General features: G+C 30.3%; 21 protein-coding genes and 1 riboswitch. Of the genes, 10 read left to right on the top strand and 11 right to left on the bottom strand.

The features are described from left to right. Positions 1–47 precede the first annotated feature (47 nt). Positions 48–236: a ferredoxin gene (locus NNC19_RS06580; protein WP_310937829.1), complete on the top strand. Its 189-nt coding sequence runs from the start codon at positions 48–50 to the stop codon at positions 234–236. Positions 237–275: 39 nt separating this feature from the next. Here the strand turns inward: NNC19_RS06580 and thiT are convergent, their stop codons facing one another. From thiT to NNC19_RS06555, 5 genes are all read right to left on the bottom strand, one after another. Beyond that, entirely contained in the window at positions 276–941 is a 666-nt protein-coding gene (gene thiT / locus NNC19_RS06575) for an energy-coupled thiamine transporter ThiT (RefSeq protein ID WP_310937828.1), read from the bottom strand. Between the two features lie 47 nt (positions 942–988). After that, positions 989–1087, bottom strand: a riboswitch (TPP riboswitch). Between the two features lie 30 nt (positions 1088–1117). Further along, complete coding sequence (locus NNC19_RS06570; protein WP_310937827.1) at positions 1118–1321, bottom strand: hypothetical protein; 204 nt, start codon at positions 1319–1321, stop codon at positions 1118–1120. A gap of 60 nt (positions 1322–1381) precedes the next feature. Then, on the bottom strand, positions 1382–1816 hold the full coding sequence (locus NNC19_RS06565) for a PadR family transcriptional regulator (protein ID WP_310937826.1): 435 nt from the start codon (positions 1814–1816) through the stop codon (positions 1382–1384). 7 nt (positions 1817–1823) lie between these two features. Then, positions 1824–2666: a DegV family protein gene (locus NNC19_RS06560; RefSeq protein WP_310937825.1), complete on the bottom strand. Its 843-nt coding sequence runs from the start codon at positions 2664–2666 to the stop codon at positions 1824–1826. Positions 2667–2826: 160 nt separating this feature from the next. Then, a complete protein-coding gene (locus NNC19_RS06555) occupies positions 2827–3828 on the bottom strand; it encodes a DUF3048 domain-containing protein (protein WP_310937824.1) in 1002 nt (333 codons plus the stop codon). Between the two features lie 271 nt (positions 3829–4099). On the opposite strand from NNC19_RS06555, the gene NNC19_RS06550 reads away from it, so the two are divergent. The 5 genes from NNC19_RS06550 to nrdG all read left to right on the top strand — a co-directional run bounded on the left by NNC19_RS06550 (position 4100) and on the right by nrdG (position 11661). Then, on the top strand, positions 4100–6211 hold the full coding sequence (locus NNC19_RS06550) for an anaerobic ribonucleoside triphosphate reductase (RefSeq protein WP_310937823.1): 2112 nt from the start codon (positions 4100–4102) through the stop codon (positions 6209–6211). A 383-nt stretch (positions 6212–6594) separates the two neighbouring features. Further along, positions 6595–7743 carry a homocitrate synthase gene (nifV, locus tag NNC19_RS06545; RefSeq protein ID WP_310937822.1) on the top strand — a complete coding sequence of 383 codons (1149 nt, stop codon included), beginning with the start codon at positions 6595–6597 and terminating at the stop codon, positions 7741–7743. A gap of 55 nt (positions 7744–7798) precedes the next feature. Beyond that, positions 7799–9718 (top strand): aconitate hydratase, encoded by a 1920-nt coding sequence (locus tag NNC19_RS06540; RefSeq protein ID WP_310937821.1) that lies wholly within the window; start codon positions 7799–7801, stop codon positions 9716–9718. 67 nt (positions 9719–9785) lie between these two features. Then, positions 9786–11108 carry an ATP-binding protein gene (locus NNC19_RS06535; protein WP_310937820.1) on the top strand — a complete coding sequence of 441 codons (1323 nt, stop codon included), beginning with the start codon at positions 9786–9788 and terminating at the stop codon, positions 11106–11108. Positions 11109–11151: 43 nt separating this feature from the next. Further along, positions 11152–11661 (top strand): anaerobic ribonucleoside-triphosphate reductase activating protein, encoded by a 510-nt coding sequence (gene nrdG, locus NNC19_RS06530; protein ID WP_310937819.1) that lies wholly within the window; start codon positions 11152–11154, stop codon positions 11659–11661. Between the two features lie 61 nt (positions 11662–11722). On the opposite strand, the gene NNC19_RS06525 is transcribed toward nrdG, so the two are convergent. The 3 genes from NNC19_RS06525 to asnS all read right to left on the bottom strand — a co-directional run bounded on the left by NNC19_RS06525 (position 11723) and on the right by asnS (position 14069). After that, positions 11723–11917: a hypothetical protein gene (locus tag NNC19_RS06525; protein WP_310937818.1), complete on the bottom strand. Its 195-nt coding sequence runs from the start codon at positions 11915–11917 to the stop codon at positions 11723–11725. An 80-nt stretch (positions 11918–11997) separates the two neighbouring features. Further along, positions 11998–12363 carry a VOC family protein gene (locus NNC19_RS06520; RefSeq protein WP_310937884.1) on the bottom strand — a complete coding sequence of 122 codons (366 nt, stop codon included), beginning with the start codon at positions 12361–12363 and terminating at the stop codon, positions 11998–12000. 311 nt (positions 12364–12674) lie between these two features. Continuing rightward, positions 12675–14069, bottom strand: coding sequence for an asparagine--tRNA ligase (gene asnS, locus NNC19_RS06515; RefSeq protein WP_310937817.1), 1395 nt, complete (start codon positions 14067–14069; stop codon positions 12675–12677). Positions 14070–14188: 119 nt separating this feature from the next. Here asnS and NNC19_RS06510 point away from each other — a divergent pair, with 119 nt between their 5' ends. Continuing rightward, positions 14189–14347, top strand: coding sequence for a hypothetical protein (locus tag NNC19_RS06510; RefSeq protein ID WP_310937816.1), 159 nt, complete (start codon positions 14189–14191; stop codon positions 14345–14347). Positions 14348–14398: 51 nt separating this feature from the next. Here the strand turns inward: NNC19_RS06510 and NNC19_RS06505 are convergent, their stop codons facing one another. From NNC19_RS06505 to murC, 3 genes are all read right to left on the bottom strand, one after another. Further along, positions 14399–15097 carry a metallophosphoesterase family protein gene (locus NNC19_RS06505; protein WP_310937815.1) on the bottom strand — a complete coding sequence of 233 codons (699 nt, stop codon included), beginning with the start codon at positions 15095–15097 and terminating at the stop codon, positions 14399–14401. A 74-nt stretch (positions 15098–15171) separates the two neighbouring features. Further along, positions 15172–15990, bottom strand: a complete 819-nt coding sequence (locus NNC19_RS06500; RefSeq protein ID WP_310937814.1) for a purine-nucleoside phosphorylase — start codon at positions 15988–15990, stop codon at positions 15172–15174. A gap of 16 nt (positions 15991–16006) precedes the next feature. After that, on the bottom strand, positions 16007–17383 hold the full coding sequence (gene murC / locus NNC19_RS06495; RefSeq protein WP_310937813.1) for a UDP-N-acetylmuramate--L-alanine ligase: 1377 nt from the start codon (positions 17381–17383) through the stop codon (positions 16007–16009). Positions 17384–17589: 206 nt separating this feature from the next. Here murC and purR point away from each other — a divergent pair, with 206 nt between their 5' ends. The 3 genes from purR (at position 17590) to glmU (ending at position 20354) form a co-directional block, all read left to right on the top strand. Beyond that, positions 17590–18405 carry a pur operon repressor gene (gene purR, locus NNC19_RS06490; RefSeq protein WP_310937812.1) on the top strand — a complete coding sequence of 272 codons (816 nt, stop codon included), beginning with the start codon at positions 17590–17592 and terminating at the stop codon, positions 18403–18405. Between the two features lie 126 nt (positions 18406–18531). Beyond that, complete coding sequence (spoVG, locus tag NNC19_RS06485; protein WP_310937811.1) at positions 18532–18819, top strand: septation regulator SpoVG; 288 nt, start codon at positions 18532–18534, stop codon at positions 18817–18819. A gap of 167 nt (positions 18820–18986) precedes the next feature. After that, positions 18987–20354 carry a bifunctional UDP-N-acetylglucosamine diphosphorylase/glucosamine-1-phosphate N-acetyltransferase GlmU gene (gene glmU, locus NNC19_RS06480; RefSeq protein ID WP_310937810.1) on the top strand — a complete coding sequence of 456 codons (1368 nt, stop codon included), beginning with the start codon at positions 18987–18989 and terminating at the stop codon, positions 20352–20354. Positions 20355–20408 lie beyond the last annotated feature (54 nt).

The following is a 20408-nucleotide window of genomic DNA, read 5'->3' as shown; positions in this document are numbered from 1 at the left end:
GGGGATAATAGTTTATGAAAATATCCTAAAAGAAAGGGGAATTAATTATGATAGCAAAAGTAGATCAAGATACTTGTGTTGGATGTGGATTATGTCCATCTGTATGTGAAGAAGTATTTGAATTAGGGGATGACGGTAAGGCTCATGCAATTGTAGATGAAGTACCATCAGGTTGTGAGGATGCAGCTAAAGAAGCAGAGTCTAGTTGCCCAGTTGATGCAATAGAATGTGAATAGTTAAAATAAAAGGATCTCCATTGAGGAGGTCCTTTTATTTTAAGCTTTAGCTTGCTTTAATAATGTTGCAAATGGAAGGAAAGCAATCAATGCAATGCATATAACTGCATCAGCTGTTACCATTGGAGCATTTACAACCAAGGAATATATCCATGGATGCATTCCAGCCGATAAAGCATCAGAAGAGAAGAATACTACTCCTGAAATAAAGTGACAAATAAATTTAGCTACAAAAGCTATTGCTGTCCCTAATATGGGTTTACTTCTAAAGTATCCAGCAAGACCTATAGCTAAGGATGGTAGTGGATAATCAAATAAAATTTGGACAGGATGGACAAAATAAGGATCAAGGAATAAATTCAAAAGTCCATATAAAAAACCTGTTAACATTCCTATTTCAGGGCCGTAAATGAAGGCAATTAATAAAATAGGAACCATTCCTCCAAGTGTAACACTTCCACCAGCAGGAAAGTGGTATATTCTAAAAACTTGTAAAACACATGCAAGAGCTAAAGCTATTCCAATACGACTCATAATTTTAGCATTAAGCTCTATTTTTTTAAACCTAATTAAAGCAACAATAATTATAGCTAATCCAAATAATCCAATAAATAAGCTTGGATTACTTATTAAAGTTTGGAACTTTGCAGAAAAGCCAGTAAAGTAATTAGTTAGCCTATCTGACCAATCATTTAAAAAATTCATAAAAAAACCTCCTAGTAATCCTGCTAGAAGTCCTAAAGCTTTAATAATATTAATTATAATTGCTTTCCTACGCTGGAATTAACCAGATCAGGTACAAGGGTTAATGATGCACATCTCTCAGCCTTTAGGCACCCCTAGCAGATAAATTTAATTCTGCTTTTATTCTATGCCTTGTATTAAAAAAAGTCAATTAACTTATTAACAACCATACTCGACGAATTTTGGGGATTTGGACTACATATTGTATTTACTGTTGATACACAAATGGTATCACCTATATTTGAATTAGGCACTTGGTTTAATGGAATAGATGCAATACTTCCATCATCAAGGGCAACATAGGCTTCCATATTATTTTTATCTATTATTGTTACTTTCATTTATAAGTACCTCCTATATATTAGGATGCCTTAAAAGAAAAAAGATATACCTAAGTATATCTAGTAAATATCATTATAAATAATTTTAAACACCTCTAAGGATTCTTCAATTTTAGGCTTTAATAATTTTTTTTTGTTTTCAAAGTTTTTTATTCCTTCTTCAGTTAACCTATATATTTTTTGAAATTTCTTCTTTGGGTCATTCCATTCACCAACAATATCTCCTTGTTTTTCAAGTTTTTTTAAAATAGGGTATATCCCTCCTGTGCTAGGAATCCATAATCCATTAGTTCTTTCACCTATTTTGTGAGAAATATCATTTCCGTTTGATGGATTTAAACTTAAAATATAAAGAATATAAATAGGAAGCAACCCCTTAGTAAACACCTGACCTACGGCTTCGTTCTCTTTTCTTATTTTTTTTAAGTCAGAAAGTTTTTGCTTATATTCTTCATATAATCGTTTTTCTTCAGCCTTAAGGTCTTTCTCGTTCATATATAAATTAAAGTTCCTCTATAATGAAGCCAAGTAATCCAGGTCCAGTATGAACTCCTAAAGCAGGTCCTACTGTGGCGATAGAAATTTTATTAACATTAGTGTGGTCTTTTAAAGAATTAAGAAGTCCTTGACTTTCTTCAATAGCGTTTCCTTCGATAATCCAGATGTTGCATTTATTTTTATCTAGGTAGCTTTCAATAATTTCTTTCAATTTGTTTATAGATTGTTTACGACCTCTAGCTTTAGCAAAGGTTTGATAAACACCATCATCACCTACAAAAACTATTGGCTTAAGATTTAAAAGTTCTCCAATTGTTCCAGCAACTTTACCTATTCTACCTCCCCTTTTAAGATATTCAAGAGTAGCTAGTGTAAAGTAAGTATGTACTTTTTCTCTAATGCATGGAAGCATAGAGATTATTTCTTCAAAAGTTTTTCCTTCTTTAATTAAACTTGAAACAGATAAGGCTATAGAACCTTCAGCCATACATAATGTTTTTGTATCATAAACGTAACTTGTAAGCTTTGGGTGGTCTTCTAAAGCTAATCTTACAGAGTTAATTGTGCCAGAAAGAGCACTTGATATATGTATAGCGATAACATGAGTGTATCCTTCTTCTTCAAGAGTAGTTAATATATTTTCAATTTTTTCCCTACTAGGTAAAGAAGTTGTAGGAATTTCTTTTTCTAAATTATTGTATAGTTCATGTGGAGTTATAGTTACTCCATCTTCATATTCATTATCAGAATAAATAATTCTAAAAGGTAGAGAATAAATATTATGTTCTTTTAATAAACTTGGTGATAGATCAGAACCGCTATCGGTTATTATTGCTATCTTTTGCATATTTGTACCTCCAAAATATATTTAATTAACATTATCAATAGTGATAATGTTAACTATATCAGAAGCGATAATGTTAGGCAATAAAAAAAATAGACTAACTTAACTAATTCAAATGAATGAGTTTGTTAGTCTAAATGAAATTAAACTAATTGATACTACATTATTTGGAGGAAGACCCTATAGATAAATTACTTTTATTATCAATAATATGCCATATAGTTTTTCCAGGAGAGAGGGGAACCTTGCTTCCTGATTTATCATACAATACAGTTCTTGAGTCATCAGAAGTTTTTTCCCAGGTTACATCTATAACTTTACCTTGAGATAGAATATGTCCTTCTCCTTTGCCTATAAGGTCTATATTTAAATGCAGATTGTCATTGCTTAAATTTATATTTGTTTTTTGTATTACTATATTTGAAAAAGTTAATGGAGTATTATTTAATACGTCTATAGATTCTTTGCCATCCATTGACTTTGTATATAAACCATCCTTATAAGTATAAGAAGTAGTGTAATTCTTGTTAATGGTAATACTTAAATTATTAGCATCTGTAAAAGATGATTTTTTATAATAGTCATTATCAAAACTTAAAAAAGGTTTATTTTGTATTTTTATATTTTTATCATTAATATATTTATTTATATTATTTGAAGAGGTATATAGATTGTGAGGGGCTTTTCTACTATTATCTCGTTGAAAATAAGGTCCTTCAGCAATTTCGTTAATACTCATCAAATTCTTATCTTTTGAAATTCTATTTAATGCATCTTCAGAGCCGCCACAGTGGGCAAAGGGAAGATTAAATTCCTTGACAATATCTAAAAAGTAAGGTCGAACACTTCTTATAGGGCCAATTATTTCAGGTGAATTATCATGAAATAGGGCTATAAATCTTGGAATACCACCTTCAGCAGAAGTTTCATATATAATATCTGCAGAGGAAAGACCACTTTGGGGACGAGCTTGTGGTGAATTTTCAATTATAGTCATAAAAGAAGGTTTATCATTATCACTATCAGAACATTCTTTACCAGTATAGTAACTATAGTATTTTTTTGTATTGTCCTCTTGAGAAATATTTTTTGTTGATGTACTTTTGTTTTCACAACCAATAAGAAGAAGAGATAATGAAATAATAACTAAAAAAATTTTTTTCATACTTAACCTCCTAAATAATTTTATATTATCTATTATTATCCAATGATTCAATTGTAATTCAATTGGAAAATTATTTCCATAAATATTTGGATAATTACATGGAAAAGTATAATACTTTAAAAAAGTGAGAAAAGAAGAACAATATAGTAATAAATAATGATATAGATGATAAAATGATTTTTTGAGTAATTTGATATATGTAATTCTATGAAGTATAATATCATTTGTGGTTTAAATAACTACTATATATTGTGTAGTGGAGGTGTGGTTAGTGCTATATGTTGTAAAGAGAGATGGTAGAGAAGTTGAGTTTAATGCAGATAAAATAACTCAAGCTATTAAAGGTGCATCTGGGGATGAAGGACTTAGTTTAAAAACAAGTGAAATTCTTGAAACTGTACAAAAAGCCATTAAATATATAGAAATGACTGAAAAGAATAAAATTACAGTAGAAGATATACAGAACTATGTGGAAAAAGCATTAGTGGATACCAATCATAGAAAGGTTGCTTTAGCATATTCAAGTTATAGAAAAGAAAGAACAAAGATTAGAGAGATTAAATCAGATTTAATGAAAGCTATACAAAAAATTGGTGTGGAGACAGATAGAGATAATGCTAATGTAGGAAATAATTTTAGTTCCAAGCTTTTAAGAATAGCATCAGAATCAAATAAGTGGCATAACCTTTCAGCAATGCCAAAGTATTTATCAAAGGCTCATGAAAGAGGAGATTTATATTATCATGATTTAGATAGTTATAATTTAACAACGAACTGTCTACATATACCTACAAGAGAATTATTGGAAAGTGGCTTTAATACTGGATATGGAACTATAAATCCTCCAAAAAGAATTGAGACTGCTGCTGAACTTTCATGTATACTTTTACAATCTACTCAAAATGACATGTTTGGAGGGCAATCCCATCCAGATTTTGATAATGATATGGCTATTTTTGTTGAGCCTACAAGACAGGAAATTATTAAAGAATTAGAAGGTTTAGGAGTTCAAGAAGAAAAGATTAAAGAGGTTCTTGAAACAAAATTAAAGGAAAGAGTTCATCAAGCAATGCAAGGAGTTGTTTATAATCTTAACACAATGCATTCAAGAGCTGGATCTCAAGTTCCTTTTAGTTCAGTGAATCTAGGAATTCCAAATTCAAAAGATGCAGCATTAGTATGTGAAGCATTTTTAGAGGAGTATGATAAAGGTTTAGGAAAGGGTGAACAACCAATATTTCCAAACATAATTTTTAGGGTTAAAGAAGGAGTTAATAGGGAAGAAAAAGATCCTTATCACTATTTATATAAATTAGCCTGCAAAGTTGCAGCAAAGAGAATGAATCCAACATTTATGAATATAGATGCAGATTTTAATAAAGAATATTATGATAAAGGTTATATGCCAGCAACTATGGGATGTAGAACTTATCTTATGAAAAATGTAAATGGAGAACCAGGGTGTAAAGGAAGAGGAAATATTGCACCTACAACAATTAACCTACCAAGAATTGGTGTATTAGCAAAGAAAGATATTGATGTGTTCTTTAAGTTATTTCAAGAAAAAATTGACTTAGCTAAAGAGTCATTATTGCATAGATATAATGTTTTAAAGAATTTAAGAGTTAAAGATTTACCATTTGTTGCAGGACAATATCTAATGAAGGGCTCTGAAAATTTATCTCAAGATGATTCCATTGAACCAATTTTAAAGCAAGGAACTTGGGTAATTGGATTTATAGGACTTGCAGAAACTCTTGTAGCTTTAACAGGAAAACATCATGGAGAAAGTGATGAATCAAGAGAGTTAGGATATAAAATTATATCATATTTAAGAGAGCAAGTAGATAAAATAGCAGAAGAAACTCATTTGAATTGGAGCGCATATGCAACTCCAGCAGAAGGTTTGTCAGGGAAATTTATAAAACAAGATCAAAAACTCTTTGGTATAATACCAGGTGTTACAGATAAAGAATATTATACAAATAGCTATCATGTCCCTGTTGGATATGCAATTTCAATAAAGAAGAAAATAGAGATAGAAGCACCATACCATAAGCTATGTAATGGTGGGCATATTAGTTATATTGAAGTTGATGATAACCCTACAGGGGAAGGAATTATGGATATAATTAATTATGCATATAAAAATACAAATATAAGTTATATGGGTGTGAATTTTCATATAAGATACTGCAGAGAGTGTGGGGAGTCACTTCATAGTCATGAAGCAAAATGTCCTAAATGTAGTAGTACTAATATTCAAGGAATTTCAAGAGTTACAGGATATTTAAGCTTAGATGAAAGGTTTGGAGCTGGAAAAGCTCATGAAAGAGAAGATAGAATCACTCATACAGAAAATCATGTCAGCACATATATTTAAATAGAAATTAGTTAAAAAGTTAAGTTGGATTAAATCTAGCTTAACTTTTTTTATTAATAAATATGAGAAAATTTTACGACATTATATTTAATTACAAATTAGTCATAAGACTTAAAGATGCAATATTTATAAAAAAACTTGCAACAATTAATATGTTAAGCCATAAAAATTAAAGAAAAATTGAATATAGTGAATGTGAAGATGAGCATTCTTGCAAAAAAATAATAATTTCATATATTTTATATTGTTATTTAATAAGCTATATGATAAAATTAATGAATAAAAATAAATTGTATTTAGCTATCCTTTAATGCAATTGGGGAATTTTATGCGAGGATAAAAACACATTAATAAGCAATAATTAAAATACAGGGGGATTATATATGACTGTTAAAAGATCAATTGACGGAAAAAGAATATTTATTGTAGACACAACCCTTAGAGATGGAGAACAAACAGCTGGGGTTGTTTTTGCTAATGAAGAAAAAATTGCAATTGCTACCATGTTAAGTGATTTAGGTGTAGATCAACTTGAAGTTGGAATTCCAACAATGGGTGGAGATGAAAAACAAGCAATAAAAGATATAGTTAAGAGAAATCTTAAAAGTAGTATTATGGCTTGGAATAGACCAGTAATATCAGATATTAATGAATCTATTGATTGTGGTGTAGATGCTGTAGCAATTTCAATATCAGTATCAGACATACACATAAAAAATAAATTAAAAAAATCCAGAGAATGGGTACTGGAAAAGATGGTAGAAGGCGTTGAATATGCTAAGAAAAATGGATTATATGTATCTGTAAATGGTGAAGATGCTTCAAGAGCAGATAGAGACTTCTTAGTTACATATATGAAGACTGCAAAAGAGGCTGGTGCAGATAGATTTAGATACTGTGACACAGTAGGTGTTATGGGACCATTTGAAATTGAAGAGCAAATTAGATATTTGTATGAAAATACAGGATTTGATATAGAAATGCATACTCATAATGATTTTGGTATGGCAACAGCAAATGCCATTGCAGGTATTAGAGCTGGAGCTAGTCATGTTGGATTAACTGTAAATGGATTAGGAGAAAGAGCTGGAAATGCAGCTTTAGAAGAAGTACTAATGGCATTAAAATATGTCTATGGAATGGAAGTGGATATTGATACTACTATGTTTAGAGAAATATCTCAATATGTTTCAAGGGCATCAGGAAGAGACCTTCCAATATGGAAAGCTATTGTTGGAACAAATATGTTTGCTCATGAATCAGGAATACATGCAGATGGAGCAATAAAAAATCCTAAAAATTATGAGGCATTTGACCCTAGAGTTGTAGGACTTGAAAGACAAATAGTAATAGGAAAGCATTCAGGTAAAGCTGCTATAGTAAATAAGTTTAAAGAATATAATATAGATTTAACTGATGAGGAAGCTACAGGGATTTTAGAAATGGTTAGAGCTACATCAGTAAGGCTTAAGAGGAGTCTTTTTGACAAAGAAATAGTACAAATGTATAAAAGGTTAACTGATTCTAAATAATATTAAACATAAAAATAAATTAGCAATAAGAAAAAAATAATTTAGGGGGAAAGAAATGGGCGATAATTTAGTATACAAAATTCTTAAAGAACATATAGTTGAAGGAGAACTAAAGGCATTAGAACCTATTGCAATAAAGATAGACCAAACTTTAACTCAAGATTCAACTGGAACAATGGCATATTTACAACTTGAAGCAATGGGGATAGATAGAGTTAAAACTAAGAGATCAGTAGCATTTATAGATCATAACATGTTACAACAAGGATTTGAAAATGCAGATGATCATAAGTTTATACAAACAGTTGCTTCAAAATATGGAGTACATTTTTCAAAACCAGGTAATGGAATATGTCACCAAGTATTTTTAGAAAGATTTGCAAGACCAACAGAAACTTTAATAGGATCTGATAGTCATACACCAACAGCAGGTGGTGTAGGAATGCTTGCAATGGGAGCTGGCGGATTAGATGTTGCTCTTGCCATGGGTGGAGGAGCTTATAATATAAATACACCTAAAGTAGTTAAGATTAATCTTGTTGGAAAATTAAATAAGATGGTAGCATCTAAAGATATTATCTTAGAAGTTTTAAGAAGACTATCTGTAAAAGGTGGAGTAAATAGAGTATTTGAATATGCTGGAGAAGGTGTTAAGACTCTTTCAGTTCCAGAAAGAGCTACTATAACTAATATGGGAGCAGAACTTGGAGCTACAACTTCTATATTCCCAAGTGATGAAAGAACTTTAGAATTTTTTAAAGCTCAAGGAAGAGAAGACGAGTGGGTAGAATTTAAACCAGATGCAGATGCTGTATATGATGAAGAAATTGAAATTAATTTAAGTGAATTAAAACCTCTTACTGCTAAACCACATAGTCCAGATAATGTTGTTGAAGTTAAAGAAGCTGCTAATATAAAGGTTGATCAAGTATTTATAGGAAGCTGTACAAATTCTTCATATGAAGATTTGATGAAAGTTGCTAAAATACTTAAAAGAAATAAAGTTAACCCTAATGTAAGTTTAGTAATAGGGCCAGGATCAAGACAGGTTATGGAGATGATAGCTAGAAATGGAGCTTTAGCAGATATAATAAGCTCTGGAGCTAGAATACTTGAAAATTCATGTGGACCATGTATTGGTATGGGGCAAGCGCCAGGAACAAATGGAATTTCACTTAGAACAGTAAATAGAAACTTCTATGGAAGAAGTGGAACATTAACAGGACAAATATATATAGTTAGCCCAGAAACAGCAGCAGTATCTGCTATTAATGGAGTTTTAACTGATCCAACTGAGATGGATGTAGATTTAACTATAGAAATGCCTGAAAAGTTTATAATAGATGATTCTATGATTTTAGCACCAGCACCAACTAATGCTGAAGTTGAAGTTGTTAGAGGACCAAATATTAAACCATTCCCAATAGGAAAAGAATTAGGAAGTGAAGTAGATGGAAAGGTAATAATAAAGGTTGAAGATAACATTACTACTGACCATATTATGCCTTCAAACTCAAAATTACTTCCATTTAGATCTAACATTCCTTATCTTGCAGAATTCTGTTTTAACACAGTAGATATAGAATTTCCTAAGAGAGCTAAAGAGAATGATGGTGGATTTATTATTGCAGGAAGTAACTATGGTCAAGGTTCTTCAAGGGAACATGCAGCTTTAGCACCTCTTTATTTAGGAGTTAAGGCAGTTGTTGCAAAATCTTTTGCTAGAATTCATAAAGCTAACTTAATAAATAATGGAATAATTCCTATTGATTTCAAAAATGAAGGGGATTATGATAATATTGATTTACTTGATGAATTGGTTATAGAAGGAATCCAAGATGTTTTAAATACAGGAATAGCTAAAATAAAGAATTTAACTAAGAATGCAGAATTTGAAGCAGTGGTTGATTTAACAGAAAAAGAGATTGAAGTAATTAAAGCTGGCGGAAGACTTAATTATGTAAAAAATATGTAATATATATAGGCACCAAGGTCTCTTTGACATTGGTGTCTTTAATTTATAACTAGGGGGCAAATTAAAAATGAAAAGAGAAGAAAGAATTAAATTATACTTAGATTCTATTTGTGTGTATAAGGGGATATTTTCAGAGAAAGTTGGGGATAAGTTCAAGGTACTTGTGGATAACTTAGCGGATAATAGTACTTTAGGAGAATGTATAATAGCATATAATGATTTTGTATATGAGTTGTTTAAAACAAGTAAGGAATTATCATATAAAGAAATTATGGTTCATGACATGCTACTTTCTAATAATCCATTTAACGAAAAATTAGATGAAAAAGAAAATGTACCAGAATTTATTGTTAAAGGAGTTAGAGATGAACTTCAAGTCCTTTCTCAAATAGTATCAATTAACAGTCAGGATATAAAAAATATTCTTTTAAACAGATGTGAAGAGCAAGAATCGATAAAGAGAAGAATAGAGTCATTATTAGATTGGGGTATAGAAAAGATAGAATATAAACTCAAAAACAATACAGATTTTGAGAATATAAAGGAATTACTAATAAATAGTGAAGATTGGATGGAATGTGCTGAAGCTATAATTGGGTTCCATAAGAAGAATGGAACTGGTAGAGCTACAGCTTATAGTGCTTTTGTATGGGAAAGGTTTGATAATGATGAAGAAGGTTATCTAAGGGAAATAGTAGATCCAGATCCTATAAAACTTTCAAGCTTAATAGGCTATGAAAGCCAAAAGAAAGAGATTATAAGTAATACTTTAAACTTTTTAAGAGGATTTCCAGCAAATAATCTTTTGCTTTATGGGGCTAGGGGAACTGGAAAATCTTCAACAGTTAAAGCTATATTAAATGAACATTATAAGGATGGTTTAAGATTAATAGAAGTTGATAAGAAGCAACTTAATGATTTTACTAGGATCATAAGACTTCTTAAAAACAAAAAGCAGAAGTTTGTAATATTTGTTGATGATTTAGTTTTTGATGAAAATGAGGATGGTTATTCAGCTTTAAAGACAATATTAGAAGGAAGAATAGAAAATAGGCCAAGTAATATATTAATTTATGCAACAACTAACAGAAGACACTTAGTTCAAGAAAAATTCTCCGATAGAGATGATGTTAATTCTAAGGATACTATGGAAGAAAAATTATCCCTGGCAGACAGATTTGGTATTACTATTAGTTTCTTTACACCTAATCAAAAAGAATTTTTATCTATAGTTGATGGAATAGTTAAAGAGAGAGAATTAGAAGTTAGAGAAGAAGAGTTACATAGAGAAGCCTTAAAGTGGGAAAAGTGGCATAATGGAAGATCGCCAAGGTCAGCTACTCAATTTGTTGATTGGTTGGAAGGAGAATTTTCATCACAAAATGATTAGTGTTATAATATTAGTATAAATTATAGACTAGGAAGTGAATAGTTTGGGAAAGATGATACGATTGTCTGGGATAGCATATGAAAGTTTAGTTAATGGGCCAGGCCTTAGAAGGGTGTTTTTCTCTCAAGGGTGTAAGCATAATTGTAACGGATGTTTTAATCCTGATACTCATGATTTTTATGGTGGAGAAGAAAGAGATATGGATGAACTTATTCAAGATGTAGTAGATAATCCTATGATTAAAGGTGTAACCTTTAGTGGAGGCGATCCTCTTGAAAGAGCTGAGGAGTTCTCGTATATGGCAAAGAAATTTAAGGAACATGGATTAAATGTTTGGAGCTATACTGGGTATACATATGAATATATAATTGATAATATTAATAAGGTTCCAGGATGGAAAGGTCTTATGGAAAATTTAGATGTTATAGTTGATGGAAGATTTGAAGAATCTAAAAAGGAAGATGGTTTAAGGTTCAAGGGTTCTAGTAATCAAAGAATAATTGATGTTAAGGAAAGTATGAACAGTGGTAAAATAACTCTTTTCCAAATATAGATTTAATAATATAAAGGAAGTAATATGATCATATTACTTCCTTTATATTATTAACGGACTTCTATTTAGAAGCATTTTTAGGACTATTGTTATCAATTAAGTAAAAAATATCTTTATTATTTAATGAAGATATTCCCCAACTCTTCAATAAATACTTTCCAATTTCTTTTTCTTTTTTTTCTTGTAAAGCTCTCTTTTTATCTTGCAATTTTTTTATTTTGTCATCAATAGAATTAATTTCGTTTTTTTTAACCATACAAATCACCTCATAAAAATTCATAAATAGATTATAACATGGTTAGCATATAAAGTAAAAATCTTGCATATAATAATAAGTTACAAAGTTATAGGACAAGTGATTTCTATATCATTCCCTTCACTATCTGTAAATTCCAAAACCTTATTCTTGCCTATAGTAGTTAATGGAAAAACAATCTTACAATTTAACTCTTTTAACCTTTTTAAAAATAAATCAATATCATTTACATTTAAGCTTGGCAAACAATTATTTCCCCATATTTTATGTTCATTCATTTTATCATTTGCAAATAATCCATATCTGAAGCCATTGATATCAAAAACACTATAAATATTATTTCTTTCAGTAACAGTTTGTCCAAGTAAACTTTCATAAAAATTAATTGCTCTATCCATATCTTTTACACATACATATAAAGAGTTTAATTCAAATTTTAAATTTATCCCCATAAGTATCCTTCTTTCTAAAAAGATTCTATAAAACTAAGTTATATATTAATATTATATATGAAAAATCCTCTAAAGCAGCATTGTATCAGCATATTTTTCAGAATATTACCGTAAAACCATATATATGGTGAAGAATATCACCATATAAGAATATATATTCTGTAGAATATTACCATATTTATGGTTAATAAATGACTTAGACAGGTAGTTCATTATTAATTAGAAGGAATGAATAGAGACTATGTCTACAATAGGAAATAAAAAAGGTTGGAGTTTATGTTTTGCTCCAACCTTAAATTATCTTCTTAGAAATCAGATTGTCCTGTAGTTCTAGGGAATGGGATTACGTCTCTAATATTACCCATACCAGTAACATACATAATTAATCTTTCAAATCCTAAACCAAATCCAGCATGCTTAGTTTCTCCATATTTTCTAAGTTCTAAGTACCACCAGTAATCTTCTTCATTAAGATTCAATTCAGCCATTCTTGCTTTTAATATATCAAGTCTTTCTTCTCTTTGGCTACCACCGATGATTTCTCCTATACCAGGAACTAGACAGTCGCAAGCTGCAACAGTTTTGTTATCATCATTTAGTCTCATATAGAAAGCTTTAATTTCTTTTGGATAGTCAGTAACAAATACTGGTTTCTTAAAGTGTTCTTCTGTTAGGTATCTTTCATGTTCTGTTTGAAGATCAATACCCCATTCTACAGGATAGTCAAATGTTTTATCACAGTTCTTTAAAATTTCAACAGCTTCAGTATAAGTAACCTTGCCAAAATCTGAACTTATAACATGATTTAATCTATCCAATAACCCTTTATCAACAAATTGGTTAAAGAACGCCATTTCTTCAGGACATTCATCTATAACATATTTTATAACATACTTAAGCATGTCTTCAGCAAGTTCCATATCATCAGCTAAATCAGCAAAAGATATTTCAGGTTCAATCATCCAGAATTCAGCTGCATGTCTTGTTGTATTTGAATTTTCAGCTCTAAATGTAGGCCCAAATGTATAGATGTTTCTAAAAGCTAAAGCAAAAGTTTCACCATTTAATTGTCCTGAAACTGTAAGATTAGTTTCTTTACCAAAGAAATCTTGCTTGTAATCTATAGCTCCTTCTTCAGTCTTTGGAACATTATGAAGGTCAAGTGTTGTTACTTTGAACATTTCTCCAGCACCTTCACAGTCACTTCCAGTTAAAATTGGAGTGTGAGTATACACAAATCCTTGATCTTGGAAGAATTTATGGATTGCATAAGCAGCTACTGAACGAACTCTAAATACTGCTGAGAAGGCATTACTTCTTGGTCTTAAGTGAGCTATTGTTCTTAGATATTCAAAAGTATGTCTTTTCTTTTGTAATGGATAGTCAGAATGAGACATGCCTTCTATTATAACTTCTTTTGCTTGAATTTCGAAAGGTTGTTTAGCATCCGGTGTTTCAACTAAAGTACCTACTACAGTAATAGATGAGCTTATTGGAAGTTTTGATACATCTTTAAAGTTATCTATTTTATTGTCAAAAACTATTTGAACATTTTTAAAGAAAGATCCATCATTTACTTCTATAAAACCAAAGGCATTTGAAGCTCTTAGTGTTCTAATCCAACCAGAGATTCTTACGTCTTTGGAAATGTATTCCTTTGTGTTTCTGTAAATTGATTTCACTAATACAGATTTATTCATAATTCTCCTCCTAAAAAGTACTAACTTATTACATTAATTCTGATTTTACAATACTTTACTAACAATTGCAACATATCTAACATACACTATATTGAACAGGAATTTTGGAGGATTTCATGGTGCAAGAGAGGATACTTAATAATAAACTAAAAGAACTCTGTGAGCTAAAATCTGCTTTGGTGGGTAGAAGTGAAGAAAGTAAGGAAGAAATAGTAGAAAAGATAAGAAAAAGTATTGATGATTTAGAATTTATCCTAGAATATTATAATTATATTTAGAAGTAAATAAAAATCAAAAAAATGTACGGTGAAAAAAATCACCGTACATTTTTATTCAGCGCCTTCCTCAAAACTGCGGATTAAGGCATCTGGAAAGTTTAACATTTTCATTTCTTTTATTAGTCCATTCAACTCATAAGATACATGTCTTATTATAGGTTTAACACTTCCACTATTATCTATATCTAAAATGCAATAAGTAGATTCTGGAGTGCCTATCTTAGGTTTCCCTACACTTCCATCATTTATGAATAACTTACTTCCAAAAGATTTAACTGAAGGAATATGAGTGTGTGCACAAATCAAGACATCTTCCTCCAATGATTCCATTACTTTAGCTGTGTTTTCGTCATCTTCTAATAAATATTCATTTACTGCATTAGGACTTCCATGAACAAGTTTGATTTTCTTTTTGTTAAAATCAAAGGTCATAGATGTTGGAAGGTTGTCTAAGTAATATTTATTTGCAGCTCTTACTTCATTAACTGCCCATGGAAGAGAAAATGAGTTAATATTTGTTTCTCTTATATAAGTAAAATCACCATCTACTACAGAAGCATCATAGTTTCCTTTTATACATGGAATATTTCTTCTTTTTATCATAGAAACAACTTCGTTTGGATGAGGGCCATAGCCAACTAAATCACCTAAACAAACAGTGAGGTCAACATTTTGGTCATCTATATCTTCTAATACCTTTCTTAAGGCATAAAGGTTGCCGTGAACATCAGATATAATTGCTAATTTCATTTTTAATCCTCCTACACATTCATAAATTTATTAATAGTAAATATATAAATAGTTAATCTTTTGTACATTAATATTTAAAGTGCTTTGATAAGAGAACTCATAAGGTTAATAAATTTATCTTTAACCAAATTTGAAGTTTCAATAACTTCTTCATGATTTAAAGGTTGTTCTAATATCCCAGCAGCCATGTTAGTTAGACAAGAAATGCCTATAACTTTAATTTTACAATGATTTGCAACTATAACTTCAGGAACTGTAGACATACCTACAGCATCTCCACCTAAAACTCTTGCCATTCTTATTTCAGCTGGAGTTTCATAAGTTGGACCAGTAAATAGTGTGTAAACTCCCTCTTTTATATCTATGTGAAGATTATTTGCAACTTCTTTAACTAAAGATATTAGTTCAGGATTATAGGCAGTAGACATATCGGGAAACCTTGGACCAAATTTATCTAAGTTTTTACCTATAAGTGGACTATCTCCAGAAAGATTAATATGGTCTTTTATTATCATTAAATCTCCTGGTTTAAAATCTGTATTAACTGCACCAGCAGCATTTGTAACTATAATTGTTTCAACACCTAAAAGTTTCATTACTCTTACAGGGAAAGTTACTTCTTGCATTTTATAACCTTCATAGTAGTGAAATCTTCCTTGCATAGCTATAACTGTTTTTCCTTGTAAAGTTCCTATTACTAATCTTCCAGCATGACCTTCTACAGTTGATACAGGAAAGTTTGGAATTTCTTCATAAGGATAGAATTCAGGATCTTCAATAAGGTCCGCTAATGTACCAAGGCCTGATCCAAGTATTAGTCCAATTTTAGGGGAATACTTACTTTTATTAAGTATATATTTAGCTGATGTTTCTATATTTTTTAGTAAATCCATGTAAATCACTCCTAAATTATTTAGTTAAATATTTTTCGCCTACAATAACTACATCGCCAGCTCCTACAGTTAGTATTAGATCACCATCTTGTGCTATATTTTTTAGGTATTTAGTTGCTTCATCATGTGAATGAACATTTGTACACTTTAAACCTGTCTTTCTAATAGCATCCCCTAATTCATCAGAAGATACTAATCCAGTATCCTTTTCTCTAGCTGCATATATATCCATTAATATAAGTTCGTCAGCATCGTTAAAGGCTGTTGTAAATTCATCAAATAATGTTTTGGTTCTTGTGTAAGTGTGTGGTTGGAATACACAAAAAATCTTATTATGATCAATTTTTCTTGCTGTGTTCAATGTTGCTTTTATTTCAGTTGGATGATGAGCATAGTCATCAATTATAGTAACTCCATCTTTCTCACCTTTATATTCAAATCTTTTATGAGCACCTTTGCACTTTAGTAAACCAGCAGCTATGGTATCATGAGAAATATTGAATATAAGGCCTACAGCAATAGTAGAAAGTGCATTTAAAATGTTATGCTTTCCAGGATTACTTAATGTTACTTCAAATAAGTCAGTTCCATTTTCACAAACTGTAAAAGTTGCACATCCTCTATTATTGAAAGATATATTTTTAGCTACTAGATTTTCATTATCAAATCCATAGGTAATAGTATTACAATTAGCTTTTGAAATGACATTTTTTACTCTTTCGTCACCACCATACCCTATTAGATAACCATCTTCAGGAACTAAATGAGAGAATTTTTCGAAGGTTTCAGTGATATGATCTATATCTCTATAATAGTCTAAGTGATCAGCATCTATATTTAAGATAATGCCTACATATGGGAAAAATTTTAAAAATGACTCCTTATATTCACATGCTTCCGTAATAAAGTATTCACTTTTTCCAATTCTGTAGTTCCCATCTATTATATCCAATTCACCACCAACTGAAATTGTTGGATCTAAATCTGCTTCTAAAACGACATGAGAAATCATTGAAGTACATGTTGTTTTACCATGAGTACCAGCAACAGCTACATTATATTTATGACCTTTCATAATCAAACCTAAGAACTCAGCTCTATCCATTAGTTGTATATTTTGTTTTTTTGCTTCTGCAAGTTCAGGATTAGAATCTGGAATTGCAGCAGTATATACAACTAAATCTACATCTATAAGATTATTTTTATCGTGCCCTATGTATATTTCAGCACCCATAGCTCTAAGTTTATCAAGTATTTCAGACTCTTTAAAATCTGATCCTGAAACTCTATATCCTTTATTAAGAAGGACAGCAGCTAGTCCGCTCATACTTATTCCACCAATTCCGATGAAATGTATTTTCATATGGTTATCATTAATAAAATCAAATGACAAAATATCAACCCCTTATTAAGTTAGTATAGTTATAATTATATACAAAAAATTAGAATTGAACACATTTTATATGAAAATATTGAAGTAGAATAGAAATAGTAAATAAAAGCTATTGATAATGTACAAGATATAGAATAAAATATGAATATTAATTGAAATTTAAGAGCGTAAAGTTCGTGTAATAATATATAATGTAGGTGAAGTGTATGGAAAAATTAAGTAGAAATAGTAGAGTTGTTGCTATTACTAAGATATTAATGGAAAAACCTAATAAAATAATAGGATTAAATAATTTTTCGGAATTATTAAATGCAGCTAAATCAACTATAAGTGAAGATATAGTTATAGTCAGAGAAATTTTGCAAAAACTTGAAATGGGACGTGTGGAAACAATTTCAGGAGCAGCTGGAGGAATAAAATTCATCCCAACAATAGGATATGAACAAGGAAGAGAATTTGCTTTAGAATTATGCGAATTATTAAAAGATGATGGTAGGGTAATAGCGGGTAATTTTATATATATGACTGATCTTATGTATAATCCTGAAATTATTAGTAAAGCAGGTGTTATTTTATCATCATGTTTTAAGGAGTTAGATGTTGATTATGTCATTACTGTTGAGACTAAGGGGATTCCTCTAGCTTATGAAGTTGCAAGAAATTTAGGAGTACAACTTGTTATTGCAAGACGAGATACTCAAGTTACAGAAGGGCCTACAGTTACAATTAATTATGTATCTGGGACAAGTGGAAGGCTTCAGCAAATGTCATTATCAAAGAAATCTATGAAGTCATCTAGTAAAAGTATATTTATAGATGACTTTATGAAGGGTGGAGGAACTGCTCAGGGGATAAAAGATCTTCTTAAAGAATTTGATAGTGAGTTAGTTGGAATTGGAGTATTACTTGATAATAAGGAAGTTGAAAAGAAATTAGTGGATGAATATGTATCTATAGTAGAGTTTGAGTCTGTAGATAAATCAGCTATTATAGATATAAAACCATCTAAGATGTTTGGTTAACAAAATAAGAAAATATTAGAAATTTTCATAAAAAACAAATTTTCGAAAAAACTTCTAATTTAAAAGAGGATTTTGGGTATATATGGAGAATTGTATATATAAAGCAACTTTGGGGAGGTGTGTGAAATGCAAATCACGGACGTGAGAATTAGAAAAATAGCTACTGATGGAAAGATGAAAGCTATAGTTTCAGTTACATTTGACAATGAATTTGTAGTGCACGATATTAAAATTATCGAAGGGCAAAATGGTTTATTTATCGCAATGCCTAGCAGAAAGACACCAGATGGAGAGTTTAAGGATATAGCACATCCTATAAACACAGACACAAGAGAAAGAATCCAAACTTCAATTTTAGAAGCTTTTGAAAAAGCTAAAAATGAAGAAGTTAGCGAGGATGCTATCGAAGAATAAGAGTTTTTTGAAGAATAAAAGGAAGATAACTTCCTTTTATTTTTTTGTGAAAAAGTTTCCATAGGTTGAAATAAAAATCTCTTTCCAATATAATAGAATAGGTATGACCAATTTCACAAATGTGCAAGTTGGACCAATGAAAAGAATAACATATATGAGGTGATGTTATGTATAAATGTGCACTAGTTTTAGCAGCAGGACAAGGAAAAAGAATAAAGTCAGACATCCCAAAGGTACTGCATAAGGTATGTGGTAAGGAAATGGTTAATCATGTTATCGATAATATGAGAAATGCTAATATAGAAGATATAAATGTAATTATAGGAAAAGGTGCAGAACTTGTTAAGAAAGGAACAGAAGATAGAAACGTTTCTTATTCTTTACAAGAAGAACAATTAGGAACTGGGCATGCTGTAAAGTGTGCAAAGAAATTCCTAGAAGCTAAAGAGGGTGTGGTTGCTATTTTTGCAGGAGATGCTCCTTTAACAAAGATTGAAACTATAAATAATTTAATGGAAGAACATATAACAAAGAAAAATTCAGCAACATTATTATCAGCTTATGTTGAAGATCCAACTGGATATGGAAGAATTATAAGAGATGGTGATGAAGTTTTAAAAATAGTAGAGCATAAAGATTGTAACGAGGAAGAATTAAAAGTTAACGAAATGAATGCAGCAATGTATTGTTTTGATATAAAAGATTTATTATCATCTTTAGAAGAACTATCAAATGATAATAATCAAGGAGAATACTACTTAACAGATGTTATTGGTATTTTAAAGAACAAAGGAAAAAGAGTTGGTGCAGTTGTTACTGACTATGAAGATACAATAGGTGTAAATTCAAGAGTACAATTAGCAGAAGCAGAAGAAATATTAAAAAACAGAATAAATGAAATACACTTAAACAATGGAGTTACATTAATTGATCCTAAGACAACTTATATTGGAGCAGATGTTGAAATTGGTAAAGATACAATAATATATCCAAACAATATATTTGAAGGAAAGACTGTAATTGCAGAAAACTGTACTATATTACAAGGTTGTAGAATAAAGGACAGTGTAATAGAAAGTGGAGTAGAAATTCAAGCATCTGTAGTATTAGAAAGTAGAATAGGTGAGAATACAAGCGTTGGACCATTTGCTTATATAAGACCAGAATCTACAATTGGAAAGAATGCTAGAATAGGTGATTTTGTTGAAATTAAAAAATCAAATATTGGTGATGAAACAAAAGTATCTCACTTAACTTATATTGGAGATGCTGAGGTTGGAAGTGGATGTAATTTTGGTTGTGGAACTGTTATAGTAAACTATGATGGGAAGACAAAGAATAAAACAATAATTGGAGATAATAGCTTTATAGGATGTAATACAAATTTAGTTTCACCTGTAGAGGTGGGAGATAACACTTATATAGCTGCTGGCTCAACAATTACTTCTAAAGTAGAAGAAGGTGACCTTGCAATAGCGAGAGCTAAGCAAAGAAACATAAAGGGCTGGGTTGAAAAAAAGGGTTTAATGAAATAATTAATATATAAATTATACCAAATTACCTAATAGTTAAAATTTAAGGAGGTCCTA

Source organism: Clostridium sp. SHJSY1, assembly GCF_031626875.1.
Classification (GTDB): Bacteria; Bacillota; Clostridia; order Clostridiales; family Clostridiaceae; genus Clostridium.
The sequence above is the reverse complement of the archived record's forward strand: the minus strand, read 5'-3'. Positions and strand labels throughout refer to the sequence as shown.

Coding starts and splice junctions, on each gene's coding strand:
- asnS (WP_310937817.1), bottom strand. CDS start 14,069: ATGAATAAATCTGTATTAGTGAAATCAATTTACAGAAACACAAAGGAA.
- nifV (WP_310937822.1), top strand. CDS start 6,595: ATGACTGTTAAAAGATCAATTGACGGAAAAAGAATATTTATTGTAGAC.
- NNC19_RS06555 (WP_310937824.1), bottom strand. CDS start 3,828: ATGAAAAAAATTTTTTTAGTTATTATTTCATTATCTCTTCTTCTTATT.
- NNC19_RS06500 (WP_310937814.1), bottom strand. CDS start 15,990: ATGGATTTACTAAAAAATATAGAAACATCAGCTAAATATATACTTAAT.
- NNC19_RS06540 (WP_310937821.1), top strand. CDS start 7,799: ATGGGCGATAATTTAGTATACAAAATTCTTAAAGAACATATAGTTGAA.
- thiT (WP_310937828.1), bottom strand. CDS start 941: ATGAATTTTTTAAATGATTGGTCAGATAGGCTAACTAATTACTTTACT.
- NNC19_RS06505 (WP_310937815.1), bottom strand. CDS start 15,097: ATGAAATTAGCAATTATATCTGATGTTCACGGCAACCTTTATGCCTTA.
- NNC19_RS06570 (WP_310937827.1), bottom strand. CDS start 1,321: ATGAAAGTAACAATAATAGATAAAAATAATATGGAAGCCTATGTTGCC.
- spoVG (WP_310937811.1), top strand. CDS start 18,532: ATGCAAATCACGGACGTGAGAATTAGAAAAATAGCTACTGATGGAAAG.
- NNC19_RS06560 (WP_310937825.1), bottom strand. CDS start 2,666: ATGCAAAAGATAGCAATAATAACCGATAGCGGTTCTGATCTATCACCA.
- purR (WP_310937812.1), top strand. CDS start 17,590: ATGGAAAAATTAAGTAGAAATAGTAGAGTTGTTGCTATTACTAAGATA.
- NNC19_RS06525 (WP_310937818.1), bottom strand. CDS start 11,917: ATGGTTAAAAAAAACGAAATTAATTCTATTGATGACAAAATAAAAAAA.
- NNC19_RS06535 (WP_310937820.1), top strand. CDS start 9,786: ATGAAAAGAGAAGAAAGAATTAAATTATACTTAGATTCTATTTGTGTG.
- NNC19_RS06565 (WP_310937826.1), bottom strand. CDS start 1,816: ATGAACGAGAAAGACCTTAAGGCTGAAGAAAAACGATTATATGAAGAA.
- glmU (WP_310937810.1), top strand. CDS start 18,987: ATGTATAAATGTGCACTAGTTTTAGCAGCAGGACAAGGAAAAAGAATA.
- NNC19_RS06580 (WP_310937829.1), top strand. CDS start 48: ATGATAGCAAAAGTAGATCAAGATACTTGTGTTGGATGTGGATTATGT.